This is a genomic window from Janibacter sp. UYMM211 (assembly GCF_040547045.1).
In the GTDB taxonomy this organism is placed as follows: Bacteria; Actinomycetota; Actinomycetes; order Actinomycetales; family Dermatophilaceae; genus Marihabitans; species Marihabitans melonis.
The window spans coordinates 602,987-617,583 of sequence record NZ_JBEPOY010000002.1; the positions used below are offsets into that span (position 1 = coordinate 602,987).

General features: G+C 74.5%; 11 protein-coding genes. 4 read left to right on the forward strand and 7 right to left on the reverse strand.

Translation table 11 applies throughout. The features are described from left to right. Positions 1 to 120: 120 nt before the first annotated feature. Positions 121 to 1,215: a sugar diacid recognition domain-containing protein gene (locus ABIB53_RS08015; protein WP_354587783.1), complete on the forward strand. Its 1,095-nt coding sequence runs from the start codon at positions 121 to 123 to the stop codon at positions 1,213 to 1,215. Here the strand turns inward: ABIB53_RS08015 and ABIB53_RS08020 are convergent. After that, a complete protein-coding gene (locus ABIB53_RS08020; RefSeq protein WP_354587784.1) occupies positions 1,173 to 2,294 on the reverse strand; it encodes an SGNH/GDSL hydrolase family protein in 1,122 nt (373 codons plus the stop codon). The genes ABIB53_RS08015 and ABIB53_RS08020 overlap by 43 nt on opposite strands. A gap of 166 nt (positions 2,295 to 2,460) precedes the next feature. On the opposite strand from ABIB53_RS08020, the gene ABIB53_RS08025 reads away from it, so the two are divergent. Then, entirely contained in the window at positions 2,461 to 3,837 is a 1,377-nt protein-coding gene (locus ABIB53_RS08025; RefSeq protein WP_354587785.1) for an APC family permease, read from the forward strand. 36 nt (positions 3,838 to 3,873) lie between these two features. On the opposite strand, the gene ABIB53_RS08030 is transcribed toward ABIB53_RS08025, so the two are convergent. Genes ABIB53_RS08030 through imuA' form a run of 3 tightly spaced genes read right to left on the reverse strand, consistent with a single transcriptional unit; the run spans position 3,874 to position 9,650 of the window. Then, positions 3,874 to 7,359 (reverse strand): error-prone DNA polymerase, encoded by a 3,486-nt coding sequence (locus ABIB53_RS08030; RefSeq protein WP_354587786.1) that lies wholly within the window; start codon positions 7,357 to 7,359, stop codon positions 3,874 to 3,876. Between the two features lie 21 nt (positions 7,360 to 7,380). Continuing rightward, positions 7,381 to 8,952 (reverse strand): DNA polymerase Y family protein, encoded by a 1,572-nt coding sequence (locus ABIB53_RS08035; protein ID WP_354587787.1) that lies wholly within the window; start codon positions 8,950 to 8,952, stop codon positions 7,381 to 7,383. Beyond that, entirely contained in the window at positions 8,952 to 9,650 is a 699-nt protein-coding gene (gene imuA' / locus ABIB53_RS08040) for a DnaE2-dependent mutagenesis accessory factor ImuA' (protein WP_354587789.1), read from the reverse strand. The genes ABIB53_RS08035 and imuA' overlap by 1 nt, the downstream gene beginning before the upstream one ends. Positions 9,651 to 9,751: 101 nt before the next feature. On the opposite strand from imuA', the gene ABIB53_RS08045 reads away from it, so the two are divergent. After that, entirely contained in the window at positions 9,752 to 10,183 is a 432-nt protein-coding gene (locus ABIB53_RS08045) for a hypothetical protein (protein ID WP_354587790.1), read from the forward strand. Between the two features lie 106 nt (positions 10,184 to 10,289). Here ABIB53_RS08045 and ABIB53_RS08050 read toward each other — a convergent pair whose 3' ends face one another. The 3 genes from ABIB53_RS08050 to ABIB53_RS08060 form a co-directional block, all read right to left on the reverse strand. Continuing rightward, a complete protein-coding gene (locus ABIB53_RS08050; protein ID WP_354587791.1) occupies positions 10,290 to 11,732 on the reverse strand; it encodes a PepSY-associated TM helix domain-containing protein in 1,443 nt (480 codons plus the stop codon). Positions 11,733 to 11,898: 166 nt separating this feature from the next. Then, on the reverse strand, positions 11,899 to 12,540 hold the full coding sequence (locus ABIB53_RS08055; RefSeq protein ID WP_354587792.1) for a hypothetical protein: 642 nt from the start codon (positions 12,538 to 12,540) through the stop codon (positions 11,899 to 11,901). A gap of 46 nt (positions 12,541 to 12,586) precedes the next feature. Continuing rightward, positions 12,587 to 13,201, reverse strand: a complete 615-nt coding sequence (locus ABIB53_RS08060) for a TetR/AcrR family transcriptional regulator (protein ID WP_068273728.1) — start codon at positions 13,199 to 13,201, stop codon at positions 12,587 to 12,589. Positions 13,202 to 13,291: 90 nt separating this feature from the next. Here ABIB53_RS08060 and ABIB53_RS08065 point away from each other — a divergent pair, with 90 nt between their 5' ends. Then, positions 13,292 to 14,446 (forward strand): acyl-CoA dehydrogenase family protein, encoded by a 1,155-nt coding sequence (locus ABIB53_RS08065; protein WP_123090977.1) that lies wholly within the window; start codon positions 13,292 to 13,294, stop codon positions 14,444 to 14,446. The last annotated feature ends 151 nt before the right edge of the window (positions 14,447 to 14,597 follow it).

The following is a 14,597-nucleotide window of genomic DNA, read 5'->3' on the forward strand; positions in this document are numbered from 1 at the left end:
GACCGGACCCGGACAGCGTGGCGGACACCGCTCGCGTCGACCATGGTCGACTGCACAGGGATCGGTGACCTGATGACCCCTTCGCGATGCATCTGCACACCGGACGGCTAGCGTCTCCTCGTGACCACGCTGACCGCGGCCCTCGCCGCCCGGATCGTCGAGCGGACGATGGCGGTCGTCGCCCGCAACGTCAACGTCATGGACGAGCGGGGCGTCATCCTCGCGAGCGGGCAGCCCGACCGGGTGCACACCCGGCACGAGGGCGCGCTGCTCGCCGCCGAGCAGGACCGCACGGTCGTCATCGACGACGTCCACGAGCTCTTGCTCCGCGGGGTGCAGCCGGGGGTCAACCTGCCCCTGCACCACCGCGGCGCCGTCGTCGGGGTCGTCGGCATCTCCGGGCCGCCCCAGGAGGTCGAGGTCCTCGGCGACCTCATCCGCGTCACCGCCGAGCTGATGGTCGAGCAGGCCGCGGCGCTCGAGGTCGGTCGGTGGCGCGAGCGACGGCGGGAGGACTTCCTCGTCGCGGCCGCGGGCGGCCTGCTCGACGAGGACGCGACGACCGAGATGGCCGAGACGCTCGGCTGGGACCTCGCCCTGCCCCGCAGGTGCACCGTCCTGCGGCCCACGGGCGAGGCCCACGTCGACCTCCTGGCGCTCCAGCGCAGGGTCGCCGGTCTGCTCCCGGAGCAGGCGGGCGCGGCGCGGGTCGGCGCCGTCGGTGACCAGGAGCTCGCGGTGTGGTGGCCGGCGGGTCCGTCACCGGTAGCGGCCCTCGGGGCGCTGCCGGGCACCGCCGTCGTGACGGGCGAGGAGCACAGCGGTGGCGAAGGGGTGCACCGCGCCTTCGTCTCCGCGCACGAGTCCCTGCGGGTGACCACCCTGCCGGGCGGGGGCTACGACCCCCAGGACCTCGCCCTCCTCGCCCTGCTCGTCGGGCTGCGGGGCGACTGGCGCGGCGCGGGTGTCGCCGCGCCGTGGCGACGCCTCGTCGAGCACGACCGCCACGGCGAGCTGCAGCGCACGGTGCGCTCGTGGCTCGCGCACGACCTCGACGTCGCCCGGTGCGCGGCGGACCTCCACGTGCACCGCAACACCCTGCGCCTGCGGCTGTCCCGCGTGGAGACGATCACGGGGCTCGACGTGCGGCGCGTGCCGTCGCTGCTCCAGCTCTACCTCGGTCCGCTGCTCGACGAGGGACCCGTCTCGAGCTGAGGGGCGTGGTCTCGACCTGGACCGGAGCGGTCAGCGGCGCAGAGCGCTGCGGACTGCCGCGCCGACCACGTCCGGTCGGCGGCGTCGATGCTGCGCCGCGAGCCCAGGTCGACACCGGCGCGCTCGGCGGCCCGGCGCACCCTCGGCGAGTCGAGGTCGGGCAGCCGCATCCGCTTCGGGGTGATCGTGCGGTCCTGCTCGGCATAGCCGCGCTGGCGCTGCGCCTGCTCGCCGGCGAGGGAGTCGGCGCGCTGCACGGTCGTGCTGGTGGCGCGCACCGTCGTGCCGGTGAGCGGCGTGCTGACGAGCGGGGTGTACCCGCTGCGGTGGCCCGCGACGTTCGGGTGGTAGCTCTCGCTGATCGGGCTGGAGAGCCCGTTGAGCCACTCGACGTCGTCGCACACGGCGTGACCGGTGAAGGCGCTCGTGGGGTTGGCGAAGGCGAAGCCCCGCGCGCTCGCCGCCGTGCGGATGCGCGAGTTGAGCAGGTCGGCGGTCGCGTTGAGGCGGCTCTGCTCGGTGGGGGAGAACCACGTGAGGGCGTTGCAGTCCTCGCCCATGAAGATCCGGGGATAGCCCACGACGACGACGGTGGCGTCGGGGGCCTTGGCGCGGATCGAGCCGTAGAGCGTGCTGAGCCGGCCGGGCAGGGTGCCGTTGATGAAGGTCGTCGCCTTGTCGATCGCGGCGTTGCAGCTGCTCGCCCAGGCCGGCAGCGCGCACTCGGTGAGCACGTCGGCGAAGCCCGCGTCGTTGCCGCCGACGGAGATGCTCACCCGGCTCGTCGTCGTGCTGAGCGCGGAGAGCTGGGTGCTCGTGACGTCCGCCGTCGTCGCCCCCGAGCAGGCCCGGAAGTTGAGGTCGAGACCGCGCGCCGAGGCGATGAGCGAGGGGTAGGCCCGGGCCGAGCGCTGGCACGACGTGCCGTCGGCGAGGTAGTCGCGCGTGCCGGTGCCCGAGGAGTAGGAGTCGCCGAGGGCGACGTAGCCACCGGTGGCCGCGGCCCCGGCGTCGGTGACGGCCAGGGTGCTCACGAGGGTGAGGCTGGCCAGCGTGGCGAGGGTACGGACAGGGCGCACGGCATCTCCTTCGACGCGGGGTTCCGTCGCACCGTAGGGCAGCCCCGGCGGCTGCGGTCGAGCCCTTGCCAAGTCCGGGTGAAGTCGTGACCGGCCCCATACCGTGACCTCGTCGACCCCCCTTCGCGACCCGGATCAGGGCGCTCCGCTCTGCCATGCTCGCCCGATGGCGACGACGACAGCCCCGGGCAGCTCCGAGCACGACACCAGGCTCAGTCGCAGCATCACGACGACGCTGCTCTTCTTCTTCATCGTCGGTGACACCCTCGGTGCCGGCATCTACACGCTCGTGGGCACGATGGCCACCGATGTCGGCGGGATGCTCTGGCTCCCGCTCGTCATCGCGCTCGTGCTGGCGCTGCTCACGGCTGGCACGTACGCCGAGCTCATCACGAAGTACCCCCACGCCGGAGGAGCCTCGCGGTACGCCGACCGGGCCTTCGACAAGCCCTTCGTCACCTTCATCATCGGCTTCCTCATGCTGTCCTCGGGCATCACGACGTCGGCGGCGCTGGCCAACGCCTTCGCCGGCGACTACCTCGCCTCGTTCTTCGGCGACGAGAGCCTGCCCTCGTCGGTCGCCATCCCGGTGCGGCTGGTCTTCCTCGCTGTCCTCATCGCGGTCAACCTGCGCGGGGTGCGCGAGTCGCTGTCGGCCAACGTCGTCTTCACCTGCATCGAGGTCTCCGGGCTCGTCCTCGTCATCGTGCTCGCCGCGATCGTCTTCGGCAGCGGCGACGGCGACCCCAGCCGCATCCTCACCCCGGCCTCGGACACGCCGCTGCTGAGCGGGGCCTTCGCGGCGTCGATCACCGCCTTCTTCTCCTTCCTCGGCTTCGAGGCCGCCGCCAACATGGCCGAGGAGGTCAAGGAGCCGACCCGGGCCTACCCGAGGGCCCTCTTCGGCGCGATCCTCACCGCCGCCACGGTCTACCTGCTCATCGCGCTCGGAGCGGCGATCGTCGTCGACCCCACGACGATGGCGGAGTCGACCGGACCGCTGCTCGAGGTCGTCAAGGCATCGGGCATCGGCGTCCCGTCCTGGCTGTTCTCGGCGATCGCGCTCGTCGCGATCACGAACGGCGCTCTGCTCTTCATGGTCATGGCCAGCCGCGCGACCTACGGGCTCGCCGAGGTGGGCCTGCTGCCGAGCGTCTTCGGCGAGGTGCTCGAGGGCCGTCGCACCCCCTGGGTCGCGATCCTCGTGGTGGGCGGCGCGACGATGGCCATGAGCATGATCGGCGACGTCAGCCAGCTCGCGGACACGACGGTGCTCCTGCTCGTCCTCGTCTTCATCTCGGCCAACGTCTCGGTGCTCGTCCTCAAGAAGAAGGACCCGGTCGACCACGACCACTTCACCATCCCCAGCGTCGTGCCGGTCCTCGCCCTGCTCGCCAGCCTGCTCCTGCTGACCCAGATGGAGTCGACGGTCTGGCTCGTCGGTGCCGGCTACCTCGTCGTCGGCGTCGTGCTCTTCCTCGCCGCCCGCGCCACGCGCAAGCGTGAGGTCGCGTCCGAGGGCACCATGGAGGACCGCGTCTAGGGCCCGGCCCTCTCCGAGCAGCACCCGGCCACCCGGTCAGCGGAAGTCCCGCGACCGGGTGGCTGCTGCGACCGGCAGGCGCTCGAGCCGGTCGGCGACGACGTTGATCGCGCCGGAGCGCCGCTCGAGCGTGCCGCGCACGAGCAGCGCGGAGGCCGTGCGCGAGTGCGGTCGGTAGCGGCGGAAGACCCCGACCGAGCAGATGACGTTGATCATCCCCGTCTCGTCCTCGAGGCTGAGGAAGGTCACGCCCTGCGCGGTCGCGGGCCGCTGACGGTGGGTGACGAGACCGGCGACCGTGACCCGCTGGTCGCTCTCGGCGGTGCGCAGCTCCTGCGCGGAGAGCACCCCCATGCTGTCGAGGAAGCCGCGCTCGTGCGCGATCGGGTGGTCGCCCGTCGCGATGCCCGTCGACCACAGGTCGGCGACGGTGCTCTCGCGCGCGCTCATCTCCGGCAGCTCCGGCGCCCCGACGTGGGGGGTGACGACCTCGAGCTGGCCGGGCCGCTCGCGCGCCGCCGCCCCGGCGCCCCACAGCGCCTGGCGACGGGTCAGCCCGAGCGCGTCGAAGGCCCCGGCCGTCGCCAGCGCCTCGACCTGCGGCGCGGTGAGCTCGACCCGCCGGGTGAGGTCGACGAGCGAGACGAAGGGGCCGTTCGCCTCGCGCTCGGCGACGACCCGCTCCGCCGTCGGCACGTCGATGCCCGTGACGTCGCTCAGCCCGAGCCGCACCCGCAGGTGGGCGTCGCGCCGGTGGGCCGCACCGGGCTCGGGGGCGTCGGGGTCGAAGGGAGGGATCGCCGGCTGCTCGCGCTCGAGGCAGCTCTCCATCCCGCTCGGGCGGACGTACCCGCCGGCAGGGGCGGGTCCCCCTTCGCCTGGCAGGTCCTCCTCACCCGCCCACCGGGGCACCTCGCAGCCCGCCTCGAGATCGGCGTGGACCGAGGAGGCGAGCAGGCACGGGCGGGCGACCTCGACGCCGTGCCGGCGGGCGTCGGCGACGAGGGTCTGCGGCGAGTAGAAGCCCATCGGCTGGCTGCGCAGCAGCCCGGCGAGGAAGGCCGCGGGGTAGTGCAGCTTGAGCCAGCTGCTCGCGTAGACGAGCAGCCCGAAGGACAGGGCGTGGCTCTCGGCGAAGCCGAAGTTCGCGAAGGCCTCGATCTTGGCGTAGATGTCGTCGGCGACCTCGCCGGTGATGCCGTTGGCGGCCATGCCCTCGTAGAGCCGCTCGCGCAGGCTGGCGATCTTCTCGACCCCCCGCTTGGAGCCCATCGCCCGGCGCAGCAGGTCGGCGTCGTCACCGGTGCACCCGCCGACGGCGACCGCCATCTGCATGAGCTGCTCCTGGAAGAGCGGGACGCCCATCGTGCGCTCGAGCACCGGCACGAGCTTCGGGTGGAGGTAGGTGACCGGCTCGGCACCGGTGCGCCGGCGGATGTAGGGGTGGATCGCGCCGCCCTGGATGGGGCCGGGCCGGATGAGCGCGATCTCGACGACGAGGTCGTAGAAGCGGCGCGGCAGCAGCCGGGTGAGCGTGCCGATCTGCGCCCGGCTCTCGACCTGGAAGACGCCGATGGAGTCGGCGCGGCACAGCATGTCGTAGACGGCCGCCTCCTCCTTGGTGATCCGCTCGAGGCTCCACTGCTCGCCGAGGTGGTGACGCAGGTGGTCGAAGGTGTGCTGGATGCAGCCGAGCATCCCCAGCCCGAGCAGGTCGAACTTCACCAGTCCCATCCACGCGCAGTCGTCCTTGTCCCACTGCAGGACGGTGCGGTCCTCCATCCGGGCCGGCTCGATCGGGCAGACCTCGCTCACCGGTCGCTCGGTGAGCACCATGCCGCCGGAGTGGATGCCGAGGTGGCGGGGGGCGCCGAGCAGCTCCTCGGCGAGCTCGACGACGGGGGCGGGGATGTCGTGGTGGCCGTCGAGGACCTCACCCCACCCGTCGATGGTCTTGCTCCACGCGTCCTGCTGGCCCGTCGAGTGGCCGAGCGCCTTGGCGACGTCGCGCACCGCCGAGCGGGGGCGGTAGGTGATGACGTTGGCGACCTGCGCGGCGTTGACCCGGCCGTAGCGGGCGTAGACCCACTGGATGACCTCCTCGCGGCGGTCGGAGTCGAGGTCGAGGTCGATGTCGGGCTCCTCGTCGCGGGTCGTCGCGAGGAAGCGCTCGAAGGGCAGGTCGTAGTAGATCGAGTCGATCGCCGTGATGCCCAGGGCGTAGCAGACCGCGGAGTTGGCCGCCGAGCCGCGGCCCTGGTGCAGGATCCCCTGCTCGCGGGCGAAGGCGGCGATGTCGTGGACGATGACGAAGTAGCCGGCGAAGTCCTTGGTCTCGATGACCGAGAGCTCGCGCTCGATCCGCTCGTGGTGGGCGGCGGTCGCGTGGGGGTAGCGCCGCGGCATGCCCCGGGCGACGAGCTCGCGCAGCCACGACATCGCCGTGTGGCCCTCGGGCACGTGGTGCTGCGGCAGCCGCGGGGTGGCCCGGCGCAACGAGAAGGCGCACTCTGCGGCGACGTCGACGGTGAGCTCGATCGCGCCGGGGATGTGCCCGAGCAGCCGGTGCATCTCCTCGCCGGAGCGCAGGTGGGCCGCGCCGGTGCCGGCGATCCAGCCGTCGAGCTCGTCGAGGCTGCGCCGGGCGCGCACCGCGGCGACGACCTGGGCGAGCCGGGCGGCGTCGGGCCGGGCGACGTGCGCCCCCGTCGTCGCGACGACCGGGGCGCCGGCCCGACGGGCGACCTCGGCGAGGGCGTCGGCGAGGTGGTCGTCGCCGGGCAGCCCACGATGGCTCACCTCGACGAGCACGGCGTCGTGCCCGAAGGTCTCCTGCTGGGCGCGCAGCGCCCGCTCGGCGGCGTCGAGGTCGAGGGGCCCGACGGGGGACCCGCCCCCGCCCGGTCCGGCGAGGGCCCGGCGCACCGCGCCCTTGCGACAGCCGGTGAGCACGACGACATGACCGGCCAGCTCGTCGGCGACCCGGCGCAGGTCGTGCACGGGCCGGCCCTTCTCTCCGGCGAGCTGCCCGGTCGTCAGGGTGGCGGAGAGGCGGTGGTAGCCCTCGGGCCCGCGGGCGAGGAGGAGGAGGTGCTCGCCGACGGGGTCGGCGACCCCGGCCTGCGGCTCGGGCAGCCCGAGGGAGAGCTCGGCGCCGAAGACCGTGCCGAGGTCGTGGCTCTCGGCGGCCTCGGCGAGGCGCACCGCGCCGTAGAGCCCGTCGTGGTCGGTGACGGCCAGCCCCGTGAGCCCGAGCCGCACCGCCTCCTCGACGAGCTCCTGGGGGCTGCTCGCGCCGTCGAGGAAGGAGAAGTGCGAGTGCGCGTGCAGCTCGGCGTACGGCCGGGTCGACCCGGGACGGGGCCGGTCGATGCGCGGGGGAGGGGTGTACGCCTCGCGCTTGCGCGACCACCCCGGCGCGTCGCCGCCGTCGGGCCACGGCAGGCCCTCGCGGGTGAGCCGGGTGTCGGAGAGGACCCGCTCGAGCTGCGACCAGCTCTGCTGGGGGTTGTGCCAGCCCATCAGGAGATCCCGGGCGAGATGTCAGTCATACCGGGCCTCGGTCCACCACTGCCCGTCGGCGTGCAGGAGCAGCCAGGCCTGACCGGTGACGTCGACGACCTGCAGGCGCGCGGTGCGCCGCCCGTCGGGCGCCCACCAGCGCTCGTCGGCGGGCCAGGGCCCGGCCCACCCCTGGACCGGACGGGCCGGGCCGCCCGGGGTCGCCCGGACCGTGGCGGGCGAGGCGCTCACGGCCCCGCGCTCGGTGACACCGACGAGATGGCCGCCGCGGTCGAGCAGCTCGGCGGGGGCGGGGGCGGTGTAGACGCTCGCCGGCGCGGGCGCCGGCAGGTGCCCGGGCCAGGGCGCGTCGTCGACACGTGGCGCGGCCACGCCCCACGGGACGAGCCGCTGCCGCTCGGCCGGCCCCCGCCCGCCGACGGGCTCGGGCCGACCGACGGCGTCGTGCCCGAGGGCGGACTGGATGCGCGAGGCGGCCTGGCGCACCTGCTCGCCGGCCGGGTCCGACCACAGCCCGTCGGCGACGGCGGTGACGTCGGCGGTCTCGTTGGGCACGAGACGCACCTCGCTCACCGGGGCGCCGGGGGCCTCGGCGTCGAGGGTCCACGCGAGCCGGTCGAGCAGCGCCGCGGCGTCGAAGAACCGGGGATGGGCCCAGCGTCGCTGGAGCGTGCGCCCGGAGTCGGTGACGACCTCGACCCACACCGCGGTGCACACGAGGTGCTCGCGCTCGAGGGAGTCGACGAGCCGCTGCGCGGCCGCGCCGGCACCGGTGACGACCTGCTCGGCGCGCCGCAGCGCGTGCTCGAAGTGCGCGCTCTCCTCGTGGGTCGCCGGTGGCCGTCGGGGCAGGAAGGTCGCGTCCTCGAGACCCCGCGCCGTGCGGTGGCAGCGCACCCCGCGCTCGCCGAAGCGGGCCCGCACGTCGGCCTCGTCGAGCAGGGCGAGGTCGCCGAGGGTGCGCAGCCCGAGACGGCGCCACAGGTCGGCGAGATCGGGCTCGCCGAGGGCGGTGACGGGCAGCGGCGCGAGGAAGTCGGCGGTCTGCTCGCCGGGCAGCGCCGCGCAGTCCTGGGCGTCGGTGACGCGGGCGACCTGCTCGGCGGCGAAGACGGTGTCGGCGACACCGGCCCGCACGTCCTCGACGCCGCGCCCGACGAGGCGCTCGCACAGCAGCGCCCCGACCGGCACCTCGCCGCCGTGGAAGCGGGCCGGGCCGTCGACGACGAGGGTTGCCGTGCCCGGACGGACGACCTCGACCCCGGCGACGACCTCCTCGAGGTCGGGCAGCAGGCTGGCGAAGAGCCGCTCGTCGGCGCCCGGGTCGTGGGTGAGGGTGAGCAGCTCGGGGCAGCGCGACTGGGCCTCGCGCACGCGCAGCCCGCGCCGCACGCCGAGCCCGCGGGCCGCGGCGGAGCAGGCGTGGATCTCCCCCTTCGCCACGAGGCCGATCGGCTCGCTCAGGCGAAGGGGGGAGCCCTCGCCCGCGTCCCAGACGGCCGCGCGGACCGGCCAGTCGGGGCACCACAGGACGAGCCGTCGGCCGCCGGCGGCGAGCGCGGTCGTGCCGGTGCGGACGGCGGCGCGGGCCATCAGCTGGCCGCCTCGAGCAGCCCGCGCCGGTCGCGCCGGTCGGCGTCGTCGCTCGCGCCCGGCAGGCCGACGAGGCCGTCGGGCCGCTGGACGAGCGCCACCTGGCGGACGGGGGCGCTGCGCGGGCGGACCTCGGCGACGAGCTCGCGGCCGAGCAGCCGGCCGCGGCCGTCGGCCAGACCGGTCCACGACTGCGAGAGCACGCGCACGCTCGCCTCGACCCCGGGCCAGCGGGTCTGCTCGCCGGGGGCGTCGTCGAGCAGGACGACGAGGGCGGCGGAGCGGGCACGCAGCCGGGCGGAGAGCCGGGTGACGTCAGCGCGCGACGGGGTGTGCGGCGGGCGGACGGCGACGAGGGGGAGGGCCTCGACGAGGGTCGCGGTCGTCTCGACCCAGGTCTCGCCGGGGGAGGGCACGGCGAGGGTGCGCTCGAGGTCGAGACCCAGCCCGCGGGCCGACTCGACGCCGAGGTCGGGCAGCCCGACGAGCCCGCACCAGCGGCCCTGCGCCGAGCCGCCGGCGAGGAGGCTGAGGAGCAGGGTGTGCGAGCCGTGCACCGCGTAGGTGCAGCCCGCGACGAGCCCGCCGGGGACGAGCGCGTCGACGACCGCGGAGCGCGAGAGCGGCTCTCGGGTGCTCGTCGTACGCTCCATCGCACGCACCCGGTCTCTCAGGGCGGCGATGTCGATCTCGGGCATGACGTCATCGAACACCTGTTCGACTGGCGTGGTCAACCTCGCGTCCACCCCGTGCGCCGAGCGGCCGGATAGCCTCCAGCCATGCCCCTGCGGACGCCCCGATGAGCCTGCTCGAGCCGACCCCGTGGCTCGTGCTGCTCGCCGGTGCGCACCTCGGCTTCCAGCTGACGGTCGACCGCGTCGTCTACCCGGCGCTCGCCGAGGTCGGGCACGAGCGGTGGGCCGGTGCTCACGCCGCCCACTCGCGCCGGATCACCCCGGTCGTCGCCGTGATCTACCCGCCGCTCGTCCTCGTCGTCGCGTGGCAGCTCGTCGCCCACCCGGCCGTCGCGGCGGGCTGGCTCGCGGCTGCCGGGACGCTCGTCGCGGTCGTCACGACGGCGCTCGTCGCGGCCCCGACCCACGGTCGTCTGGGCCGGGGGCCCGACGAGCAGGAGCGTGCGCGTCTGCTGCGCCGGCTGGCCCGCGCCGACCACGTGCGCACCGCCGGTGCGCTCGTCGCCGTGGCCGGCGCGGTCCTCCTCCTCGACTGAGCGTCGGCACATCTGGCCTCCATCGAGTGAGCACGAATCGCCGTCACGCCGATGACGTAGCGGCGATCCGCGCTCACCGGACCGAGCCGTGCGAAGGGGGAGGGACTCAGCCTGCGGCCGCGCCGACCTCTCGTCGCCGGGCGAGCAGGCCCCGCCCGGCGTCGACGAGCACGAAGACGAGCAGCGAGATCCCGACGAGCGGCAGGGCCAGGCCGATGACGACGGCCACCGCCGCGACGCCCACGAGCCCCCACCACGGGGCCCGGGCGAGAGCGCCGCGCGCCGGGGCGCGTCCGCCGACCCGTCCGGGCCGGATGGTCCCCCGTCGCCACCACATCGCGTAGCCCCACACGACGCTCGCCGCGATGCCGCACGCGAGGACGAAGAGGACCACCTGGTTGGCGACGCCGAAGAGCGCACCGATGTGCAGGTCGATGCCCCAGCGCGCGAGCTTGGCGACGAAGGGGTGCTCGGCGAAGGTCACCCGGTCGGTCACCTCGAGGGTGTCGCCGTCGACGGCGACGGTGTCGACCTCGGTGGCGTAGGCGGCCCGGATCTCGCGGACCACCCATGCGCTGCCCTCCGCCGCCGGGGCGGAGACCTCGACCTGGCCGGCGTCGATGCCCGCCTGCCGGGCCGCCCCGAGGACCGCGTCGAAGCTCACCGGTGCGACGCGCGGGGCCTCGCCGGACCCGCCGCCGTGGTGGCCCGCGTGGTGCGCACCCGCTGCGGCCGTCCCGCCCGACAGCTCGGTGTCGAGGGCCGGTGCTGACCAGCCCAGCTGCGCCCGGAGGTCGGTGACCCGCTCGCCGGCGAGCTGCGACCACGTGATGCCGGTCGCGGAGAGCCCGAGCGCCCCGACGAGCACCCACGCGCCGACCGCGGCGTGCCGGTCACGGGTGCGCCGGTAGCCGGCGCGCCCGCGCGGGGGCAGGAGCATCTCGCGCAGCCGCCGGGTGCGCCGCAGCCGGCGCAGCCACAGCCCGAGACCGGCGAGGGCGACGACCCACAGCCACGAGGCGGCGAGCTCGCTGTAGAGCCGCCCGCGCTCGCCGAGGTGGAGCCCGCGGTGCAGCTGGTCGACCCAGGTGCGCACGGGCAGCGCGCCGCTCGTGCCGTAGACGGTGAGGTCGCCGCGCACGGCGTTCGTGTACGGGTCGACGAAGATCGCCCGGCTCTCGCTCTCGCCGAGACCGGGGGCGTCGAACATCACCCGCGTCGTCGACCCGGCGTCGGGGGCGGGGCGCGCGGCGGCGACGCGCTCGCCGCCCGTGTACGCCTGGGCCGTCGCCACCTGCTCGGACAGGGGTCGGTGCACGCCGGTGCCGACGGTGCTCAGCTGCTCGGCGTAGACGACCCGCTCGATGCTCGGCGTCAGCGCGTAGACCGCGCCGGTGAGCGCGGCGACGAGGACGAAGGGGCCGACGAGCAGCCCGGCGTAGAAGTGCAGCCGCAGGAGCAGCTGCGGCGGCCATCCGCGGGTGGTCCGGTCTCGGCCCGGCGGCGGGGGAGGGGTGGGGGAGGTCGTGCTCGACGTGGTCGTCGACATGGGGGGTCGCTTCCTGGTGCGTCGCCGCCCGGGCTTCCGGGTCGGCGCGATGACGAAGGGGGAGCGCTCGCGCGACGAGAGGCCGTCGCGGTGCGCGGGTGGCGAGACCGGCCGTCCATGCAGGGCACGGCAGGTGTCGCCGAGGACCCCTCGCCGGAGGCGGGGGTCAGGCGAAGGAGTCGGCGAGGCCCGACGGCGGGCCCCTGCGGCTGATCTCCTGCGCGAGCTCGACGAGCCGGGCGGTCGGCAGCGCGCGGGGCGCGGGGGCCGGTCGCACGTCGGTGCCAGGTCGGGCGAGGTGCACCGGGGCGGGAGGGGCGAGGAAGGCCGCGACCGCCAGGGCGAGCACGTGCAGCCGGCGCGAGACCTCCTCGCCGCGGTGCAGCGCCGCGATCGTCACGACGGCTGCGACGAGGTGCGCGAGCCACATCGAGCTCGAGGGCATCGTGTGCGCGCCGGTCGTGGTCGTCGTCAGCAGGGCCTCGCCCTGGGCGGTGAGCCCGAGCTGGCCGAGGTGCCCGGTCTGACGCACGTGCTCGAGGTGACCGGCACCGCCCGGGGCCGCGCCGAGCGAGAAGAGGGTGTGGAAGAGCAGCTGGCTCGCGGCCACCGAGGAGCCCAGGCGCGGCAGGGCCGGGCGCCACCGGGCGAGCAGGGTGCACGCGGGCACGGCGAGGGCGAGCGGGACGACGACCCCGAGCACGTGCGGCACGGCGCCGCCGGCCAGGACGTGCGAGCACAGGGCGACCGCGGTGGCGAGCGCGGCGGCCGCGCTCCCGCGCGCGATCGCGCCGCCCCGGCTGGTCATGCGGTGATGATGGCAGAGGTGGGCCGGGCGCGCCGGTCGGGCGCGATCAGCCCGGGTGGGGCGAGGCGCCGACGAGCCGGAGGGCGAGCGCGCCGTAGGTCTGCTCGATCTGCTCCGGGGTCTGCTGCACGCCCGGGTGGTACCAGCGGGCGACGTCGACGACGAGCGAGAGCAGCGCGAGCGCGGCCGCGTGGGTGTCCTCGACCTCGAAGTCGCCCGAGGCCACCCCTTCGTCCACCACCCCGCGCACGACCGCGTCGATCTCACGACGCAGGGTGAGCACCTCGTGCTGGTGCTCGGGGGAGAGGTGGCGGAACTCGTACTGGACGATCCGAGCCACCTGGTGCTGCTCGGCGTGCCAACGGGCGAAGGCGCCGATCATCGAGCGCAGCGTCTCGGCCGGGGCGCTCGAGCGCGCGGCGGCGCGGGCCAGCGCGTCGCGGGCGACGGTGTGCCCCTCGCGGGAGAGCTGGTAGAGCAGGTCCTCCTTCGAGGCGAAGTGGACGTACACGCCCGCGGGGGACAGCCCGGCCCGAGAGGCGATGTCTCGGGTCGTCGTCGCGTGGAACCCCTTCGCGCCGAAGGCATCTGCCGCCGCCTCGTAGAGGCGGGACACGGTGGGCGACTCGCTCGACGGCGTCGCGGATGAGGTGCTCGTCACTTGCCCAGCATGCCCGGCGACGCCTACGCTAAGCAAGCGCTTAGCCATGCTGGGCGCGTCCCGACCACCGCGAGCGAGAGGCCATCAGGCATGCCCCGCAACATCTACGACGAGGACCACGAGTCCTTCCGCGCCTCCGTCAAGGAGTTCGTCGAGCGCACGCTCGTCCCCCGTGCGGAGGAGATGATCCGCGAGCACCGGATCCCGCGCGAGGTGTGGCTCGAGGCGGGCAAGCAGGGCTTCTTCGGCCTGACGATCCCCGAGGAGTTCGGCGGCGCGGGCATCGACGACTACCGCTTCAACGCCGTCCTCGCCGAGGAGCTCGCCGCCTTCAACGCCGCGACCGCGTCGTGCTTCGGCATCCACTCCGACATCACCGCGCCGTACGTCGTCGCGCTCGGCACCGAGGAGCAGAAGCAGCGCTGGCTGCCGACGGTCGTCACCGGCGAGACGATCCTGTCGATCGGCATGACCGAGCCCTCCGGCGGCTCCGACCTCGCCGCGCTGAAGACGACGGCCGTGCGCGCCGACGACGGCTCGGGCGACTGGGTCATCAACGGCAGCAAGACCTTCATCACCAACGGCCACCAGTGCGACCTCGCGGTCGTCGCCGCGCGCACCGACCCGACGAAGGGGGCCAAGGGCATCTCGCTCTTCGTCCTCGAGGCCGGCGACGCGGGCTTCACCAAGGGCAACCCGCTGGACAAGATCGGTCAGCCCGAGTCCGACACCTCCGAGCTCTTCTTCGACGACGTGCGCGTGCCCGCCGACCGCCTCCTCGGCCCCGAGGGCATGGGCTTCGTCGCGATGATGCAGAAGCTGCCACAGGAGCGCCTCGGCAACGCCATCGCCAACATCGCCGGCGCCGACCAGATCCTGCGCGAGACGATCGCGTACACGAAGGAGCGCAAGGCCTTCGGTCAGCCGATCGGCACCTTCCAGCACAACAAGTTCAAGATCGCCGAGCTCGTGACGAAGGTCGAGGTCACGCAGGCCTACGTCGACGACTGCGTCACCGCGCACGCGCAGGGCCGTCTCACCGCCGTCGACGCCGCGAAGGCCAAGTGGTGGGCCGCCGAGGTCCAGTGCGGCGTGCTCGACGAGTGCGTCCAGCTGCACGGCGGGTACGGCTTCATGACCGAGTACCGCGTGGCCCGCGCCTGGCGCGACGCCCGCGTCCACAAGATCTGGGCCGGCACGAACGAGATCATGAAGGAGCTCATCGGCCGCGACCTCGGGCTCTGAGGAGGGCGCAGGGGAGGTCGTGGGCGAGGAACGAGCCCGCGGCCGAGCCGGAGTCGACGAAGAGCCCGCAACGACTCGGGCTCTGAGGAGGGCGCTCTCCTCGTTCGAAGAAGGACCGTCACCTCGAGGTGACGGTCCTTCTTCGAATCAC